At 30.1% G+C, this 19,386-nt stretch carries 16 protein-coding genes and 1 other annotated feature; all 16 genes read right to left on the bottom strand.

The genetic code is table 11. From position 1 onward, the window contains the following. Positions 1–184: 184 nt before the first annotated feature. The 16 genes from sigK to mnmA all read right to left on the bottom strand — a co-directional run bounded on the left by sigK (position 185) and on the right by mnmA (position 19,377). Positions 185–883: an RNA polymerase sporulation sigma factor SigK gene (gene sigK / locus PZA12_RS06205; RefSeq protein ID WP_011968455.1), complete on the bottom strand. Its 699-nt coding sequence runs from the start codon at positions 881–883 to the stop codon at positions 185–187. A 441-nt stretch (positions 884–1,324) separates the two neighbouring features. Continuing rightward, entirely contained in the window at positions 1,325–2,941 is a 1,617-nt protein-coding gene (locus PZA12_RS06200; RefSeq protein ID WP_103698124.1) for a penicillin-binding transpeptidase domain-containing protein, read from the bottom strand. Positions 2,942–3,153: 212 nt separating this feature from the next. Beyond that, entirely contained in the window at positions 3,154–4,374 is a 1,221-nt protein-coding gene (locus PZA12_RS06195) for a peptidase U32 family protein (RefSeq protein WP_065415697.1), read from the bottom strand. 6 nt (positions 4,375–4,380) lie between these two features. Further along, positions 4,381–5,025 carry an O-methyltransferase gene (locus tag PZA12_RS06190; protein ID WP_041894900.1) on the bottom strand — a complete coding sequence of 215 codons (645 nt, stop codon included), beginning with the start codon at positions 5,023–5,025 and terminating at the stop codon, positions 4,381–4,383. Between the two features lie 97 nt (positions 5,026–5,122). Then, positions 5,123–6,148, bottom strand: coding sequence for an endolytic transglycosylase MltG (gene mltG, locus PZA12_RS06185; RefSeq protein WP_103698095.1), 1,026 nt, complete (start codon positions 6,146–6,148; stop codon positions 5,123–5,125). Positions 6,149–6,256: 108 nt separating this feature from the next. After that, the gene (typA, locus tag PZA12_RS06180; protein WP_077839697.1) at positions 6,257–8,083 is read right to left on the bottom strand and encodes a translational GTPase TypA; all 1,827 of its coding nucleotides are present in this window, start codon (positions 8,081–8,083) and stop codon (positions 6,257–6,259) included. Positions 8,084–8,474: 391 nt separating this feature from the next. Then, positions 8,475–10,142: a ribonuclease J gene (locus PZA12_RS06175; protein ID WP_077839698.1), complete on the bottom strand. Its 1,668-nt coding sequence runs from the start codon at positions 10,140–10,142 to the stop codon at positions 8,475–8,477. Between the two features lie 361 nt (positions 10,143–10,503). Beyond that, entirely contained in the window at positions 10,504–10,968 is a 465-nt protein-coding gene (locus PZA12_RS06170; protein WP_077839699.1) for a Fur family transcriptional regulator, read from the bottom strand. A gap of 86 nt (positions 10,969–11,054) precedes the next feature. Beyond that, on the bottom strand, positions 11,055–11,333 hold the full coding sequence (locus PZA12_RS06165) for a DUF1292 domain-containing protein (protein ID WP_011968447.1): 279 nt from the start codon (positions 11,331–11,333) through the stop codon (positions 11,055–11,057). A gap of 202 nt (positions 11,334–11,535) precedes the next feature. After that, complete coding sequence (gene ruvX, locus PZA12_RS06160) at positions 11,536–11,952, bottom strand: Holliday junction resolvase RuvX (RefSeq protein ID WP_103698094.1); 417 nt, start codon at positions 11,950–11,952, stop codon at positions 11,536–11,538. A 108-nt stretch (positions 11,953–12,060) separates the two neighbouring features. Beyond that, positions 12,061–12,318 (bottom strand): IreB family regulatory phosphoprotein, encoded by a 258-nt coding sequence (locus PZA12_RS06155; protein ID WP_008424959.1) that lies wholly within the window; start codon positions 12,316–12,318, stop codon positions 12,061–12,063. A gap of 136 nt (positions 12,319–12,454) precedes the next feature. After that, positions 12,455–15,094, bottom strand: a complete 2,640-nt coding sequence (alaS, locus tag PZA12_RS06150; protein WP_103698093.1) for an alanine--tRNA ligase — start codon at positions 15,092–15,094, stop codon at positions 12,455–12,457. Between the two features lie 292 nt (positions 15,095–15,386). Next, positions 15,387–15,565: a binding site (T-box leader), on the bottom strand. A gap of 106 nt (positions 15,566–15,671) precedes the next feature. Beyond that, positions 15,672–16,700, bottom strand: coding sequence for an AI-2E family transporter (locus PZA12_RS06145; RefSeq protein WP_103698092.1), 1,029 nt, complete (start codon positions 16,698–16,700; stop codon positions 15,672–15,674). After that, positions 16,681–17,181 (bottom strand): PRC-barrel domain-containing protein, encoded by a 501-nt coding sequence (locus PZA12_RS06140; RefSeq protein ID WP_103698091.1) that lies wholly within the window; start codon positions 17,179–17,181, stop codon positions 16,681–16,683. The genes PZA12_RS06145 and PZA12_RS06140 overlap by 20 nt, the downstream gene beginning before the upstream one ends. A gap of 433 nt (positions 17,182–17,614) precedes the next feature. Further along, positions 17,615–17,911, bottom strand: a complete 297-nt coding sequence (locus PZA12_RS06135) for a hypothetical protein (protein ID WP_103698090.1) — start codon at positions 17,909–17,911, stop codon at positions 17,615–17,617. Positions 17,912–18,300: 389 nt separating this feature from the next. Beyond that, positions 18,301–19,377, bottom strand: a complete 1,077-nt coding sequence (mnmA, locus tag PZA12_RS06130; RefSeq protein WP_078114830.1) for a tRNA 2-thiouridine(34) synthase MnmA — start codon at positions 19,375–19,377, stop codon at positions 18,301–18,303. Positions 19,378–19,386: the final 9 nt, after the last annotated feature.

Here is a 19,386-nt window from a genome sequence, read left to right as displayed (position 1 = left end):
TAAAAATAGCACCCTTGTTTAAAGTATGTCAATATTCTTTATATAAATATAGAATATTTATCCTTCCAACTTCTTTTAACATTACACTAATATGAATGAAAATGGATATTATTAAGTACATATATACTAAATAGCAGCGCATCGCTTTATAGTGATAAAGATTTATAATTCTCTATGCACTAAATTAATTTTTAGTAAATAATTCTTTTTTTAATTTTTTTAAAGCTTTTTTTTCTATTCTCGATACATATGATCGTGAAATTCCTAAATTTACTGCTATTTCTCTTTGTGTTTTGCATTTTCCATCAATTAATCCATATCTCATTATTATAATAGCACTTTCTCTTTTGGTTAATGACTCAATCAACTTTTTATACAGAGCTCTAACTTGTAAATTGCTTTCAACTTTTTCTAAGACACTATCTTTTTCACTGCTTAGTATATCCATAAGACAAAATTCATTTCCTTCTTTATCGACTCCGATTGGATCTTGAAGATAAACTTCACTTTTTTGCTTTTTACTATTTCTAAACAGCATTAGGATCTCATTTTCTATACATCTAGAAGCATAAGTTGCAAGTCTAGTACCCTTCCCTGCATCGAAAGAATCGATAGCTTTTATTAATCCAACAGTACCAATTGAAATTAATTCATCTACATCCTTATTAGGAAAAGAATATTTTTTTACTATATGAGCTACTAATCTTAAGTTTCTTTCAATTAAAATACTTTTGGCATTTTTATCTCCTTCTTTGAATTTTTTTAAATACATTTGTTCTTCTGTTTCATCTAAAGGTAGTGGAAATGTATTATTATTTGTTACATATCCAGTTAAGAATAGTGAATTTAATATTAGGTCTATAAAGCTATTTAATATAAACACCTTTTTCCTCCATAGCAGTGCTTGATATTATAATATGTTGGAGTACCAAAAAAGTTGCTTATACATTTTTATTTTTTATATTTATATTTTAACATATAGGTTCTAAATGGTATGATTCACTATTATAGATAAACCAACTATAATCTATACTTATGCGCATACCTCACCGGAATCATAAATATTTTGATTCCGAAAAGCTATGAAAATATCGCTGAAGGTTCTAAGCAGCAGGTTGAATTCTTAAATTGGCTATCTATAATAAAGTCATTTAGTTTATAGCTGCTGATATCCCTATATATATTATTATGAATTAATTTTTTATAATATATATATTATAATTAAATTTCTATATTCCAAGCTTAATTTAGCACTTAATTTACTAGAAATCTAAATGTAAATTTATTATCTCACTATATATAATATAGTAATGCTTAAGTTCTATTACTTTGCATTTAAAGTTTTAACTATATCTTTAAATATTGGTGCTGCAGTATCACCACCACCAAGATCTTCATTATTAGCATCCTTATCCATCTGTATATCTGGAGTAAATACTACCATAGTATAGTTTTTTCCTCCTGCACTAAAATATCCAGCAAACCATCCATGGGTTTTACCTTCACTACCTGTTGCCGAACCAGTTTTACCTCCTATATCAAGATCTGACTCATAGGCCTTTATTCCTGTTCCCTTCAAAACAACCTGCCTCATTTCATTCTTAACTATTTTTGCTGTTGTTTCACTAAATACTCTCTTTTTATCAGTTTTAAACTCTTTTATTAAATTATCATCTTTATCTAAAATACCTTCGACTAAATATGGCTTTTCATAAACCCCATTATTAGTTATAGAATTTATAGCTCCCAGCATCTGAATTGGAGTTACATTCATGCATTGTCCTATAGATATATTGTTTATTCCAGATTCCTCTTCTGGTTTAACACCTTGTGCCTCTTTTACAATTCCACTATTTAAATTCAGTACTCTATCATATAATCCTAATTTCTGTGAGTAATCCATTAATTTATCATAGCCAACTTTTGCTCCTATATCGGCAAATACATCATTAGAAGACTTTTCAAAAGCCTGCTCAACTGATAATTTACCATATACTTTTCTATCTATCTTACCTGCTCCAACAAATGTATCATTCACATTTATAAGCCCCATGTCTAAAGCTGCACCGAGTGTTATCACTTTATAAATAGATCCAGGTTCATATCCAATTTGCTGTATACCTAAATTCACATTCGCAGCACTTTCATCCTTTTGAACCATTGCCCTAATTTTACCTGTATCACTTTCCATTATAGTGACCCCTACATTGCTTAAATATGAATATTCCTCTTTATCCAAAATATCTCTTATTTTATTTTCAATATCACTATCAATAGTTAATTTTAAATTTTTATTATCATCGCTTATGCTTACTGATTGTTTCGCATAAACGGCTTTATTATCTAAATAAAATTCGCTTTTGGGTTTTTCATTATCTTTTAGATAATCGTACATATCACCTTCAAGAGTTCCTGCTTCATGCTCCTCATCTAATATTTTGGATAACATACTGCTCACACTCCACGCTTTTTTAGTATCTACTTCATCAGAAATATAAGTATATATTCCTTTTATATTTTTTAGATTATTAATTTTGTTATATGTATCCTCTGATATGTTAAAATATAATTTTCCACTTTGTTTCATTATATCTGAATAACTAAAATCAGGATTTTCAGATTTCATTATGAAATTAAACGCCATTAAATCTTCAAGTGTTTCTTCATAATTATTTAAACTGAATGGTCTGGTATCAATGACAAGTACGTACTTTTTGTTATACTTCATTAAATCTTTCCCATTAGTGTCTAAAATCATATAATTCATATTGCTAATATTTTCTTCTTGGTGATTTTGATAAGAACTCACAACTCTTTCAGATGGATATATTTGCAATATTGTTAAACGCGCTGTTAACATAACAATTACAGTCATAAGCACAGCTAGAATCTGAATCAATCTCTTATTTCTATCAAATTTTTCAGTAAAAATGAAAAACACCTCCCTCTCTAGCTTAAATTCTAGCCTTAAATAAGGTGTTTTATTCAAAATATCTGGACTTATGCAATAATCCACCGAAAGTAAAAACATTGTTATTTCACAGGACTATGAAAATTTCGCTGAAAGCACAAAACGGGAGATTGCACCCCTTTAGACTACTCCAAATGTGAGATTTGGAGTAGCAAAAGAGGAACAACCTCCCATTAAATAAACTATTCTTTGTCTTTAACTATTAAATCTTTTTCTTTTAGAGGAATATCTACTCTTACTTTGTATATCATTTTCGCTCTATTTGCCGACTCTATTGGAGTTCCGTTTTCTTCTGTCATATCATGAAGAACAACTTCGAAATTATCTCCTTCTGGTCTTAAAACTTCTACTGTATCACCATTTAACACTTTATTTTTTTGTTCAATGGTTGCTATTTTTGTTTCTTCATCGTATGCTCTTACTATTCCTATTATATCTGCATGCCTTATATACGCTGAATCTTCGTATACTTGCTCTCCACTTTGGCCATAGTAAAAACCTGTATGATAAACTCTATGACTTACTTTATTTAAATTTTCCATCCACTTTGGATCGAATTTATAATTATCTGGATCTTTCATATACGCATCCACTGCCTGCCTATATGATTTAACTACTGCTGCAACATAATATAGACTCTTCATTCGTCCTTCTATTTTTAGAGAGTATACTCCAGCCTTTATAACATCGTCTATATGTTCAATCATACATAAGTCTTTTGAATTCATTATGTATGTTCCATTTTCATCTTCAACTACTGGATAAAATTCATTTGGTCTCTTTTCTTCTACCAAATGATATTTAAATCTACATGCTTGGGCACAAGCTCCTCTATTAGCATCTCTTCCAACCATATAATTAGAAATTAAACATCTTCCTGAGTAACTTATACACATAGAACCATGCACAAATGCTTCAATCTCACATTCCTCTGGTAAGTTATCTCTCATTTCTTTTATCTCAGTTAAGCTAAGCTCTCTAGCCATTACTATTCTCTTAACACCTTGTTCATACCAAAACTTAGCTGCTCTCCAGTTAACATTATTAGCTTGAGTGCTTAAGTGAATCTCTAAATTTGGTGCAACTTCTCTAGCTGCTGAAATTATTGCTGGATCTGATGCTATTATTGCATCAACACCGGTTTCATATAATTCTTTTATGTAATCCTCTACTCCACCTAAATCCGCATTATGAGGGAAAACATTCATAGTTACATAAACTTTTCTATTTCTATCATGAGCGTATTTCACTCCTTCTTTTAATTGTTCATTAGTAAAATTATCTGCAAATGCTCTTAAATTTAATTTACTTCCTCCAAGATATACAGCGTCTGCTCCAAAATCTATTGCTATTTTAAGTTTATCTAAATTTCCTGCTGGTGCTAAAATTTCTGGTCTTATCATTTTAATTTACCTCCTCTTTGTAACTGCAATCCCATCTCCCATTGGTATGACAGATGTAATTAAGTTTTCATCTTGAGTAACTAATTCCAAATAAGTCCTCATTCTCTTTACTATTGTAATTTTTCTTCTTTTAACTAATTCTTGTGATGCCACCATACCTCTAAATAAAACATTATCAGCAACTATTACTCCATCTGGATTAAGTAATCTTAAACAGTGTGGCAAAAAGTGGTTATAATGACCTTTGCCTGCATCCATAAAAATCAAATCAAAAGGTTCATTTAATTTTTCTAAAATCTCTAAGCAGTCGCCTTCTTCAATCTTGATCTTATGGTCTAAATTAAATTTCTTTAAATTAATGTTTGCAAGTTCAATCATTCTTTCATCACGTTCTATTGTAACAATTTCCGGTTCTGTTCCCGCAGCTTGATACATTAGTATTGATGAAAACCCTATTGCTGTTCCAAGTTCTAATATTCTTTTGGGTTTCTTCATACTAGTCATGAATTCAAGAAATACACCTGTTTCTTTTTGAACAATAGGCACCCCATTTTCTCTTGCAAAAGCTTCTATTTCCTTTAATGTCCCTTCTCTCTCAGGAATTAAACTTCTAATATATTCTTCCATATAGTCATATGTGATTTCGCTCATGAATTTCCTCCATAAATCTGTATTATAGATAAACAAAAAACAACTTAAATTATCAATTCACAACTATCGATTGTGCATTGTGAATTGTGCATTACAGTTAGTATCCCAATTCTTTTTTCTTATTTAAAAAATCTTCATAGTTATTAGTAAAATAATGCGCTCCATCATCTTTCATAATATAATATAAATAATCTGTCTTTTCAGGAAGCAATGCTGCCTTAATACAGTCTAAACCTGGATTTGCTATAGGACCGACTGGAAGGCCTTTATACTTGTATACATTATATGGCGAATCCACTTCTAGATGCTTGTTTAATACTACATCAACATGATATCCTAATGCATAAATTACTGCTGCATCTATTTGAAGTTTCATATCTTTTTCTAACCTGTTGTAAATAACCGATGATATTAATGGTCTGTCACCAGGCACTCTTGCTTCTCTTTCTATCATAGACGCTATAGTAACTATTTTTTCTACATCTTCATCATTTATTTCAACTTTAGTTTCATCTTCAGCCTGCTTAAGCACATCTTCAAATCTATCTAGCATAGATTTAATTACTTCATTTGCATTTGACCCTTTTTCTATTAAATATGTATCAGGATATAAATACCCTTCCAAATTATATCTCTTCTTGTTATTATTTTTCACAAAACTAGGTAATTTGTAATCTTTAACATCTTTAATAAATTCGTCTTTAGAACAAATACCTTTATCTTCTACGCTTTTAGCAATATCTTCCATAGAATAACCTTCTGGTATAGTTAATTTAACTAAATCCTTATCTCCATCCTTATTTTCTAAAGATTTTATCAGCTCTTCTAAGGATGAATTTGTATTGATTTCATATATACCTTCTGTTAAGTTTACTTTTCTTTTATCTATAGCCAGATTTACTTTAATAAGAAGTTTATTGGTCAATTTATTTTCTTTGTCCAACCTATCCAATACATCATAAAAACCTTCGCCTTGTTTGACTTCAATTATAATTGAGTCTTCAGCTGACTTTAATGGTTTTCTTATGGTACTACTATAAGATATTACAAACGTCAGAGTTATTACAAATAAAAATAATATGATTAACAGTATTAGCTTTCTAAAAGATTTATATTTATTCATAAACTTTTTCTACTTTCTCCTAGATATAATTAAAAGTAAATAGCCAAATAAAGACCATTTACTTTAATTATATTTATTTTATTTAATAGTTAAAGTATTTTCAGCAAATTATTTTTTATTTCTGCTAATCATTCTTCTTCTTTCAGCACTATCCAATACTCTTTTTCTCATTCTTATATTCTTTGGTGTAACTTCTACCAATTCATCAGCATTTATAAATTCTAAACATTGTTCAAGAGACATTTCAACTGGTGGAGTTAATTTTAATGCATCATCAGCACCTGATGATCTTGTATTAGTAAGTTTCTTCATTTTACATACATTAATTTCAAGATCTTCTGCTCTTGCAGAAACCCCAACAATCATACCACCATATACAGGAACACCAGCACCTATGAATAATTGACCTCTTTCTTGAGCACTATATAATCCATATGCTATTGAATCTCCTGCTTCGAATGAAATTATTGATCCTCTGCTTCTTCCTGGAATATCACCTTTGTATTTTTCATAAGAATGGAATACGTGATTCATAATTCCATTACCTTTTGTATCAGTCATTAATTCACTTCTAAATCCAATAAGGCCTCTAGCTGGAACTGTGAATTCTAATCTTGTATATCCATTTACTGCAGATGTCATATTAACCATTTCTGCTTTTCTTGGTCCTAACTTTTCCATAACAGGTCCCATAAATTCTTCTGGAACATCAATTGTTAAGTACTCAATTGGTTCTTCCTTGTGGCCATCTACTTCTCTAAATATAACATTTGCCTTTGAAACTTGGAATTCATATCCTTCTCTTCTCATTGTTTCAATAAGAACTGAAAGGTGAAGTTCTCCTCTTCCTGAAACTTCAAAACAATCTGGAGTAAGTTCTTTTACTCTTAAACTTACATTTGTTTCAAGTTCTTTCATTAATCTATCTCTTAAATGTCTTGATGTTACGAACTCACCTTCTTGACCTGCAAATGGTGAATCATTAACCATGAAGTTCATATTTAATGTTGGTTCATCTATTTCAAGGAATGGTAATGCTTCTGGTGATGATGAATCTGCTATAGTATCACCTATATTAGCATCAATAACACCACTTACTGCAACTATATCTCCCATTGAAGCTTCTTCTGCTTCTTCTCTCTTTAATCCTTTATACGTGAATATACTAGTTATTTTGTAATTAGCGCTTGATCCATCATTCTTTAATAAAGCAACTGTTTGATTTCTCTTTACTGTACCTCGATGTATCTTACCAATTGCAATTTTCCCAACAAATGCATTTGTATCTAGTGTACTAACAAGCATTTGAAGTGGCTCATCCATATATCCTTCTGGTGGTGCAACATATTTTAATATTGTATCAAATATAGGAGTCATATCGTTATTTTGATCATCTACATTATATCTTGCAAAGCCTTCTCTAGCTGACGCATAAATAATTTGGAAATCTAATTGTTCATCATTAGCTCCAAGTTCTACGAATAGATCAAATACTTCGTCAATAACGTCTGTTGGTCTAGCATTTGGTTTATCTATTTTGTTAATTATAACTATTGGCTTTAAACCTAATTCTAATGATTTCTTTAAAACGAATTTAGTTTGTGGCATTGGTCCTTCATAAGAGTCAACAACAAGCAAAACTGAATCAACCATCTTAAGTACACGTTCAACTTCTCCACCGAAATCAGCATGCCCTGGTGTATCTACTATATTTATTTTTATATCATTATAAATTACTGCAGTATTCTTTGAAAGAATTGTAATTCCTCTTTCTTTTTCTAAGTCATTAGAATCCATAACTCTTTCTTCTACTTTTTCATTAGCTCTAAATGTATGGCTTTGTTTTAATAAAGCATCTACTAAAGTTGTCTTACCGTGGTCAACGTGGGCAATTATAGCAATATTTCTTATATCTTCTCTTTTAATTAATTCCATTATTATTCCTCCAAACAGCAAGCAAGCTGCGAATTTTTCTTTTATAGTTTATCTTTAGTTTGTATATAAATTAGTTAAAATTTAAGTATACATTGTAAATAACTTCATAACTATTAATATATTATTCCTATATATTATAAATAAATTACGATAAAATTTACTCACACATTAATGTAAACCTATAACTGTTTTTTTCCAAAAGAAAATTGGATACTTAAAGTATCCAATTCCTACACAACTATTATAAATTCTACTCTTTTCATCAAAAAAAGTCAACCCTATTCCAAAGAATATATATTTAACAATTTAATATTTCATTTATTCATAATTTAATTATTAATAATAAAATATATTCTCTGCAGTTTTAGAATTGTTATTTTCTTTCATGTTTCTAAAACTCCATAATTATTGGTAATATCATAGGTTTTCTCTTAGTCTTTTCGTAAAGATACTCTCTAAGCTGATCTCTCATCTTAGATTTTAATGTAGCCCAGTCAGTAATCTGTTTTTCTTCACAAGTCTTTAATACAGATTTAACAATTTCTCTTGCTTCATCCATAAGACCTTCAGATTCTCTGACATAGACGAATCCCCTTGAAATTATATCTGGACCGGATACAACCCTTCCAGTCTGTTTTTCTATTGTTACTACTATTGTTAAGATACCATCTTGTGAAAGATGTTTTCTATCTCTCAAGACAATATTTCCGACATCTCCAACACCGAGACCATCAACAAATACTTGACCTGATACAACAGTTCCATTCTTTTTAATATAATTTCTCGCTACTTCAATTACATCTCCATTTTCAGGTATTAATAAATTCTTTTCTGAAAGTCCAACTTCCATAGCTAATTCACCATGCTTCTTCAAATGTCTATATTCACCATGAACTGGCACAAAGAATTTTGGTTTAACTAAAGCCTGCATTAGTTTAAGTTCTTCTTGACAGGCATGACCTGAAACATGAATCTTTTCCTGAGAATCATATATAACTTGAGCACCTTTTTTAAATAATTGATTTATAACTTTTGAAACAAATTTTTCATTACCTGGTATAGGTGTTGCTGAAATAATTACTGTATCGCCTGGAATCACATTAATTTTTCTATGCTCCGATGCTGCCATTCTTGCAAGAGCAGACATTGGTTCCCCCTGGCTTCCAGTTGTTATTACAACAATTTTTTCGTTTGGATATTTTGAAATTTGATCCACTGGAACAAGTACATCTTTTCCAACTGTAAGATATCCAAGTTCTATTGCAACTTGAACGATATTTTCCATACTTCTTCCTGAAACTGCTACCTTCTTTTCATAAGCTTCAGCAGCTGTAATTATTTGTTGAATTCTGTGAACATTAGATGCAAATGTTGCAACTATTAACCTACCCTTAGCCTTAGCAAAAAGCCTTAAGAAAGTCTCTCCAACAACCTTTTCTGTCATAGTATATCCTGGTCTTTCAACATTTGTTGAATCCGCCATTAATACTAAAACTCCCTTTCTTCCAAGTTCAGCTAATCTTCCAAAATCCATCATTTCTCCATCAATTGGTGTGTAATCAATCTTAAAATCTCCTGTATGAAGTACTACCCCAAGTGGTGTATGAACCGCAATTGCAACTGAATCTGCAATTGAGTGATTAGTCTTTATAAATTCAACTGAGACGCTATCAAGTTTAATTATATCCTTTGGCTTTACTCTTACGAGCTCTGTTGAAGATAACAAACCATGTTCTTTTAGTTTTGTTTCAACTATTCCAAGAGTAAGCTTAGTGCCATAAACAGGAACATTTAGTTGTCTAAGCACATACGGCAACGCTCCTATATGGTCTTCATGTCCGTGAGTTAAAAATATCCCCTTGATTTTCTCTGAATTTTTGATTAGATATGAAACATCTGGTATTACAATATCTATTCCAAACATATCATCATCCGGAAATTTTAGTCCACAGTCTATAATAATAATATCTTCTTTATATTCTATAGCTGTTATATTTTTTCCGATTTCGTTTATACCACCAAGAGGAATTATTTTTATCTTCGCTCTTTCATTTTTCATACTTCCCCTCCTTTTTCCTAATATTATTTATAAACAAAGGTTCTTTCTTTAGTATTAAAAAATAACAAGTCCTATGTGACAATATATTTTACATTAATACAGGCGACCTTAATCCACATTCCAATCTATAAGCCTACATTGCTTTATTTAGCATATAAGGTTTAGCCATATTAATTCACTTTAAATATATATACCTCAATAACAATTGCCATTTGATACCATACCTTTTTAAGCATGGCACCAAATGCATTTTCTTAGTAAATATATAAACCGTAAAATATATATCCTTACTTTATTCACGGCAAAATATCTGACACACTTTTGACTTTATTTTATTTCTAATTTTCTATTAAAAGTCCTTTTATTCATCACTTAGTTTCTTTTGGCATTCATCACATACGCCAAAAAACTTTACACTATGATCTAAAATCTTAAACTTATATTGCTTTTCGATTCCAGATTCTAAATCCTCTAACAAATCATCCTGAACTTCTAAAACCTTATGACAGATATTACAAATAAGATGATGATGTCTGTGCGTTTCATTTGAATGCACTATTTCATATCTACTACATCCATCATTTAGATCTAATCTAGATATTACTCCTAATTCTTCTAGCAAAAGAATAGTTCTATATACTGTTGCCAATCCAATTTCCGGACAACTCTTTTTTACACTATCATATATTTCTTCCGCTGTTAAATGTTGACCTTCATTTTCAATAATAGTATCAACAATTGATCTTCTTTGTGGTGTTAATTTATAACCCTTTTTTTTCAAGTCTTCCTTCAAGGCATTCATATCAATTAAATTTGATGCATCCATACATGACACCTCACTTTTCATATTAAATGAATTGATTTTTCTCTAAATAAGCATTAAAGAAAATATCATAATTACTAGATTGTATACTATTCCTCAATTAAACCATCTTCATTCATAAGAGTTTCATAAGTTTCTAATACCATTTCGAATTCTTCATCGTCATCTTCTAAAGCTATAAATATATCGCTTCCATCCTCATCTTTGAATATCTTAAAAGCATAAGCTTCATCAGTTTCTTCAAATGCAGGAGTCGCAATAATATATTGGCCTTTTAATTTTTCTATTTCAAAGTATATAATAACCTCAAACTTAACATCATTTCCTTCTTGATCAGGTATATATACATATTTTGCTTCCTTATCCATAAATGTATCCCTTCTGTATTTTATTTATGTTGCAATTAACAATGCACATTTCACAATTCACAATCGAGGTTAAAATTCCTGCAATATTTTTAGAATTATGATAATGATTATTTTTGCAATATATATTTATTAATAAAAGCATATTGTATAAGAAATTAATCTTATACATATACTTCTCAAATTTTCCTATTCTATCATATATTTATTTTCTTGAAATCATATCTAAATATCCTTGAAGTATGTAAGTTGATGCAACTTTATCTACTATCTTCTTTCTCTTATTCCTTGACAAATCAGCTTCAAGCATTGCTTTATGTGCTGCAACAGTAGTTAAACGTTCATCCCAGAATTTCACTTCTACATTAAGTTCTTCTTCTATAATCTTTCCAAAAGCCATCGCAATTTCTCCAGATGGTCCTATTGTTCCGTTCATATTCTTGGGTAATCCAATTACAATAACCTTTGCATCATATTCATCACAAAACTTTTTTATTTCCGCTATATCTTTTTCTTTATTAGTTCTTCTAACTGTAGTCAGACCTTGAGCAGTGAATCCTAATGGATCACTTACTGCCACTCCTATAGTCTTTGAACCCAAATCTAATCCAAGTATCCTCAAATTACAGCACCTCTCACAACATATAAGCAACAAGTATCAACCAAATCGTGATATTGCACTTTCTTTCATATGCTAAAATTAAAAGTGCCCGTTATAAACGGGCACTCTCTACTTTATCTCTAAATAAGATTTTATAACTTCTTCTAGTATGTCATCTCTTTCGAGTTTTCTTACTAAAGCTCTTGCTCCGTTGTAATTAGTGATATAAGTAGGGTCTCCTGAAATCAAATATCCAACTAATTGATTTATAGGATTATATCCTTTTTCCTGTAATGAATTATAAACCTCTGTTAATATTGTTTTTGTAAGAGCTTCTTTATTCTTACTTAAATCAAATTGCATTGTATGTTCAATATTATTACTCATAAAATTGCTACTTAAAGCAACTCACCCCCTTAATCATTTTATAAGGAAACGATGTCCATATTTATTATTAACTTTATTTTTTAAATTTATTCAATAACTATAATTAGATTATAACCTATTTTTTATAAAAAGTATACTACTTTGCTAAAGTTTCCACTATTTTATATGATTCTTCAATTGCTTCTTGTATCTTTTCTGGCATTTTTCCACCGGCTTGAGCCATGTCTGGTCTTCCGCCGCCTCCGCCGCCAAGCATAGAAGATATTTCTTTTATTAACTTTCCGCAATGAGCACCTTTAGCTACTGCATCTTTAGTTGCCATAGCACAAATAATAACTTTTCCAGCATTTGCACTCATAAGTAAAACTATACTATTTGGAGCTTTATCTCTTACTTTTTCACAAACATCTCTTAAAGTATCACTATCAACGTCTTTTAATTCATAAGAAATTACATTTATATCCTTGACGTTTCTTGAAGAAGATACTATATCATCTATTCCCATTGATGCGAATTTAGATTTTAAAACTGTTATTTCTTTATCTTTTTCCTTAAGCTCCTTAACTTGTTGATCAAGTTTAGCTAACAATTCTTTTTCTGAGCATTTAAGCTTAGTTGAAATTTCTTTTAACAAATCTTTCTTTTCATTTATTATTTTATAAGCTTCTTTTCCTATTACAGCTTCAATTCTTCTTGTTCCTGCCGCAATACCACTTTCAGATATGATTTTAAATAAACCAATCTTTCCTGTGTTGTCTATATGTGTTCCACCACATAGCTCCTTAGAGTATTCACCTGCACTTACAACTCTAACTTTATCAGCATATTTGTCATCAAATATACCTATAGCCCCACTATTTTTTGCTTCTTGAAGATCCATAACTTCTGTAATAACCGGTGTAACACTTGTAATTGCTTCATTTACTAAATCTTCAACCCTATTTATTTCTTCCTCCGTCATAGCTTCAAAGTGAGAAAAGTCAAATCTAAGTCTATCATAACTTACATATGATCCAGCTTGATGAACATGTAATCCAAGAACCTCAGTTAACGCTTTATCTAAAAGGTGAGTTGCAGTATGATTTTTCTTGATGTTTTCACGTCTAACTTTATCCACCTCAATAGTAACTGTATCTCCCACTTTAAGTTCTCCTGATACAACTTCAACAAAATGAACTATTTTTCCACCTATGTTCTTTTTAGTATCAAGTACATTAGCCTTAAAACTATCATTAAATATTACACCTGTGTCTCCTATTTGACCACCCATTTCAGCGTATAAAGGAGTAACATTTGTAACTATAATAGCTTTGTTGCCTTCTGTTATAGTATCTGTAAAGTCTTCCCCTTCAATTAACACTTTAACTTCTGCATTTAAAGTATCATTTTCATACCCATCAAAAACAGTTTCAACTTCTGCTGGTATAATATCTAATGTCTTAACATCAGTTCCCATGTAATTAGAAACTTTTCTTGCACTTCTAGCTCTTTCTCTTTGAACTTTCATTTCTTCATGGAAAGCCTCTTCATCCAATGATAAACCTTCATCTTCTAATATTTCTTTTGTAAGTTCCATTGGGAAACCAAATGTATCATATAATTTGAATCCATCTACACCGCTAAGAACTTTTTCATTCTTTGCTTTTAATTCACTTATAAATCCATTCAATATTTCCATTCCTGAATCTAAAGTTTCTCTGAATTTATCTTCTTCTATTTTAATTACTTTTTTAATATATTCTTTCTTACTATTTAATTCTGGATAAGCCTCACTTGAATCTCTTATAACAGTGTCACATAAATTACAAAGGAATGCTTCTTTAATTCCTAAAGTTTTTCCATGTCTTGCTGCTCTTCTAAGAAGTCTTCTTAAAACGTATCCTCTACCCTCATTAGATGGCATAACATCATCTGAAATCATGAAAGTTATTGATCTAATATGATCAGTTATTAATCTTAAAGATATATCTGTTTTTTGATTTTCTCCATATTTAACATTAGCTAATTTTGCAACTTCATTTAAAATATTTTCTAACGTATCAATTTCAAAAATGCTATTTTTTTCTTGCATTATAGTTGCAAGTCTTTCAAGTCCCATACCTGTATCAATGTTAGTGTTAGCAAGTTTTTCATAATTTCCTTTTCCATCACCATCAAATTGAGTGAAAACAAGGTTCCAGAATTCTATTATTTTATCTTCATCTGCTAATTTAACGAACTCATCAGCGTCAGTTGGTATTTCTTCTGATCTATTAAAATGAATTTCTGTACAAGGACCGCATGGACCTGCACCATGTTCCCAGAAATTATCTTCCTTGCCTAATCTAAATATATGAGTTTTATCTACATCTGTAAGTGTAGTCCAGTATTCATATGCTTCATCATCATCTAAATATATAGTTACATATAATCTATCTTTAGGAAGTTCCAACACTTCTGTGATAAACTCCCAAGCCCAAGGAATTATTTCTTTCTTGAAATAATCTGCAAAAGAAAAGTTTCCAAGCATCTCAAAGAAAGTACCATGTCTACTTGTAATACCTACATTTTCGATATCCCCTGTTCTAATACATTTTTGACAAGTTGTAATTCTTCTCTTTGGCGGCTCTTGTAATCCAGTAAAATAAGGCTTCAATGGAGCCATTCCTGCATTTATTAATAATAAACTTTTATCATTCTTTGGAACCAAAGAAAAACTATTCATTCTTAAATGATCTTTACTTTCAAAAAATTTCAAGTATGCTTCTCTTAAGTCATTGGTTTTCATAAATTTCATAAACTATTCCTCCATTTTTTTAGTTAACAGTTGGCGCCGATATCCATTGAGAATATCTTTTTATTGTTTATACTCTTCTTATGAAGATTTAAGATTTCATAATTATTAGTCATAAGATTTTAATTGTAGAACCACTGCTCTTTTCAAATGTGAAAATATCCTTATTGCAGAAAAGTTCCGTATTGCAGCATAGCTGCTCTTTTTATAGGTGAAAAGTTCTTATTTGCAGCATAGCTGCTCTTTTTATAGGTGTATAATTTACCAAATAAAAAAAGCTCTCTCCCCAAATAGATATAGGGACGAAAGCTAGAATTCCGCGGTACCACCCTAATTATGTATAATATACTTATACATCACTTAGTAATTTATAGCTCCTAGGTAGCTTCAAAATATATAGCCAAAAGTTTTCACCAACCACTTTTTCTCTGAAATGACTATGATAAATTTACTTATCCTATTCATCGCTTAATATTTAATTATTTCATCAAAATTATATTTCATATAGATAATTATGTCAATATTCAACTTTATTTGTGATCCCCTAATGCATAAGCTTTTTTATAGATATATATAAAATCTAAAACAGATAATAATTTATATCATCATATAAAACTTTTATAATGACAGCTATTGGTACTACTAATACCATCCCAACAAATCCACCAAATTTATCTCCTATAAGTAATAAAATTATTATAACAAATGGATGCATCTCTGTGCTATCCCCTGTTATTTTCGGAGATAAAATATCACCTTCAAGCTGCTGAATTATGAACATACCTACAATTACCCAAAATGCCTTTATTGGAGAATCTAAAAGTGCAACTATTATCGCTGGAACTGCACCAAAAATAGGTCCAAAGTAAGGTATTATGTTTAAGATTGCATTTAGTATTGAAATCCATAAAGGGAATTTTACTTTCAATATTAATAATAATATTAAAGTTAATCCGCCTATCAATCCCGAAAGCATCAACTGACTTGCTATATATCTTGTTAACACTCTATCAATATCGCTTAATATTTTTTTAGTAAGCCCTCTTTTAGAAGTTGGTAATAACAGCAGCATTTTACTATATATTTTATTACCATCGCAAAGAAAGTAATAAACCATAATAGGTATAATTGCAAGTGACATTGCGTTATCTCCAATGCTCATTAAATTTTCCACTGCATTTTCTGAAAAATTTGTCCAAAAAGCATTTCCTTTTTCTAAAATTTCATTATAAATTACATTGGTGGTAGAAAAGTCATCCAAGTTATTTTTTTTTAACATCCCTTCTAGCAAGCTGCTTACGTTATCAAATATATTACTTATATTGGATATCTCATTAAATAGCGTAGGAACTATAACAATTATGCATGCAGTTATAATACCTATAATTATTAATATAACTACTATTGAAGATATTTTCTTACTTATTCTAAATTTTGCCTCAAATCCATCCCTAATAGGAGTCAAAGTATAAGCTAAAATAAAAGATGCTACAATAATATTTATTATTGAATTTATTGATTTGTTAAAAATGTAAGCTAATATTAAGCTAATAAAGCATAATAGGGTTATACCTAGAAGAATTGCTTTTTTATGCTTTCTTAATTGCATTGTGCCTATCCATATTATGAGGTAAAGTTTTAAACATAACTCCCTCATTTCCTGTATATAATATATATTCTTCTCCGAGAATGCATCTATTTAAGAGAATAATTTGCTTACCCTTTATCATTTTATCTACTAACCCTGAGCTTATAACTATTGCTTTAATTGAATAATCTTGTATATCTATTATAATATCCTCTAGAACTCCTTTAACATTCCCCAATGTATCAATAACTTCCATATACTTAATCTCTTTAAATGTAAGTCCCTCACCTTTTTTTATATTTTCTATTATTAAATCTTCACCTACATCTATAACATCTTCCATGTCTATATAGTTATTTTTAGAGAACAGATGGCTATTGGATACTTTAAATCCCACAACCTTTCCCCAAAAGAAATCTATGTATAAGTCTTCTACAATACCAATCTTTTTGCCTTTAATGTTATAAACCTTCTTGAAATAGAAGTCTCTAGTTTTAAACATTGTGCACCTCCAAAATAATTTTTAATAGAAAGTCCTTATGTCTGTCTTATATCTATACACTGTAGTATCCCCCTATATTCTCTAAAATAAGTAATATAGTTAACAAACTAAATCTAGTTCATTTGATATGGTCTCCAATAAGAGGAAAATTATTCATATTAATATGCTCAGATGTATAATTTACCATACAATAATTTTGTACTAAATTACAATTTCCATTATACTTTGTGAAGACTTTGCCTCTATGGGGCGGGTTCCTACGAAAATAACAATATTTTCATCATACTTTGTCTTCATGAGCAGTGCTAGAGAACAAAAAAATAGTACCTACTATATTTAGCAAGTACTTAATTCCATTAATCAAAATTTTTGAGATAAAATTTTAATATCCTCTAAATTTGACTGAATCTATTCGAGTTTATATTTACTCCAATCACTTCCACTTATATCTTACTTCTAAGTATTCACCACCTCTGTCGTAGCCTAATATGTTATATCCATTTTTGTTATATCCTTCTTTGTCAAAACCAGCACTATTAAATCCTTTTCTATCATAGCCTTTTTTGTCGTATCCTTCTCTATCATACCCTTCCTCATTATAATATGTCCCATTTCTATGCATTCCTCTTTTATCAAATCCATACTCGTCATATTTCGTGCCATTTTTATGAAATCCTTTAGAATTAAAGCCACGTTCATCGTATCTTTTTAACGCCTTGAAGATGTTCAAAAAATCGCCTTCCAATTTTTTACTTTCAAAAATATTATACCAAGTATATCTTCATAAGTTAATACCATTATGTAAAATATAGGTAAATATTTTATCTCTTCTAGCTGTTAATGCATATTCACTTACATTGTCTATTTATACTGATTTTTAAGTATTATTTCTATCAATTATCAAATCAGAATAATTGCTTAGAAAGTTCTTTTTTGATTCTAAATCACATAGTTAATCCTCTCATAAAACGCGCGCCTTGCTCTGAACCTATAAAGCTTTTTGCTAGCTGTAATGCCCGTATGCTTCTCGCACATTGAAATGTTCTGCAACCTCAAAACAAAAAACTGAGAGCACTTACGCACTCTCAGCCTAAAATATATTTAAATTACAATAACTCTTTAGATTATACTTTCTATTATTCCGCCGCCAACTACTATTTCATCATCGTAAAATACAACTGACTGACCTTTAGTTATTGCTCTTTGTTTTTCCTTAAAGATAACTTTCACTCTACCATTTGGAAGTGGTATCAAAGTCGCTTCCGCTGGTCTTGCAGAATATCTAATTTTCGCTGTAACTTCTATTTCTTTTTCAAGTTTATCAAAAGGAATAAAATTCACATCAGTTGCAATTAATCCTGTCTTGAAGATATCATCTTCAGAACCCAGTACAACTTCGTTGGTTTTTGCATTTATATTTGTTACAAATACTGGCCTTCCAAGTGAAAGTCCAAGTCCTTTTCTTTGTCCAATAGTGTAATATACAATTCCTTTATGCTGACCGAGTATATTACCACTCTTATCAACAAAATTACCTGGTTTAACTCTATCTGGTTCTGCTTCTGAAATATATTTCCCATGATTATTATCAGAAATAAAGCATATTTCTTCACTATCTTTTTTATTATGAACAGCAAGACCAATTTCCTTCGCTATTTCTCTTATTTTTGTCTTTTCATAATCTCCACAAGGCATTAATGTATGTTCTAACTGATCTTGTGTAAAATTATATAAAGCGTACGTTTGATCTTTTCTATCATCATCAGATCTGATTAAAAGATATCTATCATCTCGCTTCTCAATTTTAGCATAATGACCAGTAGCAACATAATCTGCCCCTATACCTCTTGCTCTTCTTAAAAGTTCATCGAACTTCAAATGTTTATTACATTCAATACAAGGATTTGGAGTTTTTCCGTCTATGTATTCTTGAACAAATTTATCAATAACTTTTTCCTTAAAATAATCTCTAAAATTTAAAACATAAAATGGTATATCAAGTTTGTCGCATACTCTTCTTGCATCATCAACAGCAGAAAGGGAGCAGCAGCCCCCTTCCCTTTCTTCAAATTCCTCATCGTGCTGCCAAATCTGCATTGTAGCACCAATGACGTCATATCCCTGCTGTTTTAATAAATATGCAGCAACAGAACTATCTACACCACCACTCATACCTACTAAAACTTTTTTCTTCATAAATTCACC

Source organism: Clostridium beijerinckii, from assembly GCF_036699995.1.
Taxonomy (GTDB): Bacteria; Bacillota; Clostridia; order Clostridiales; family Clostridiaceae; genus Clostridium; species Clostridium helianthi.
This window is presented reverse-complemented; position numbering and strand designations above follow the sequence as displayed.

Coding starts and splice junctions, on each gene's coding strand:
- PZA12_RS06195 (WP_065415697.1), bottom strand. CDS start 4,374: ATGATAAGACCAGAAATTTTAGCACCAGCAGGAAATTTAGATAAACTT.
- PZA12_RS06190 (WP_041894900.1), bottom strand. CDS start 5,025: ATGAGCGAAATCACATATGACTATATGGAAGAATATATTAGAAGTTTA.
- mltG (WP_103698095.1), bottom strand. CDS start 6,148: ATGAATAAATATAAATCTTTTAGAAAGCTAATACTGTTAATCATATTA.
- typA (WP_077839697.1), bottom strand. CDS start 8,083: ATGGAATTAATTAAAAGAGAAGATATAAGAAATATTGCTATAATTGCC.
- PZA12_RS06175 (WP_077839698.1), bottom strand. CDS start 10,142: ATGAAAAATGAAAGAGCGAAGATAAAAATAATTCCTCTTGGTGGTATA.
- PZA12_RS06170 (WP_077839699.1), bottom strand. CDS start 10,968: ATGGATGCATCAAATTTAATTGATATGAATGCCTTGAAGGAAGACTTG.
- PZA12_RS06165 (WP_011968447.1), bottom strand. CDS start 11,333: ATGGATAAGGAAGCAAAATATGTATATATACCTGATCAAGAAGGAAAT.
- PZA12_RS06155 (WP_008424959.1), bottom strand. CDS start 12,318: ATGAGTAATAATATTGAACATACAATGCAATTTGATTTAAGTAAGAAT.
- alaS (WP_103698093.1), bottom strand. CDS start 15,094: ATGAAATTTATGAAAACCAATGACTTAAGAGAAGCATACTTGAAATTT.
- PZA12_RS06145 (WP_103698092.1), bottom strand. CDS start 16,700: ATGCAATTAAGAAAGCATAAAAAAGCAATTCTTCTAGGTATAACCCTA.
- PZA12_RS06140 (WP_103698091.1), bottom strand. CDS start 17,181: ATGTTTAAAACTAGAGACTTCTATTTCAAGAAGGTTTATAACATTAAA.
- mnmA (WP_078114830.1), bottom strand. CDS start 19,377: ATGAAGAAAAAAGTTTTAGTAGGTATGAGTGGTGGTGTAGATAGTTCT.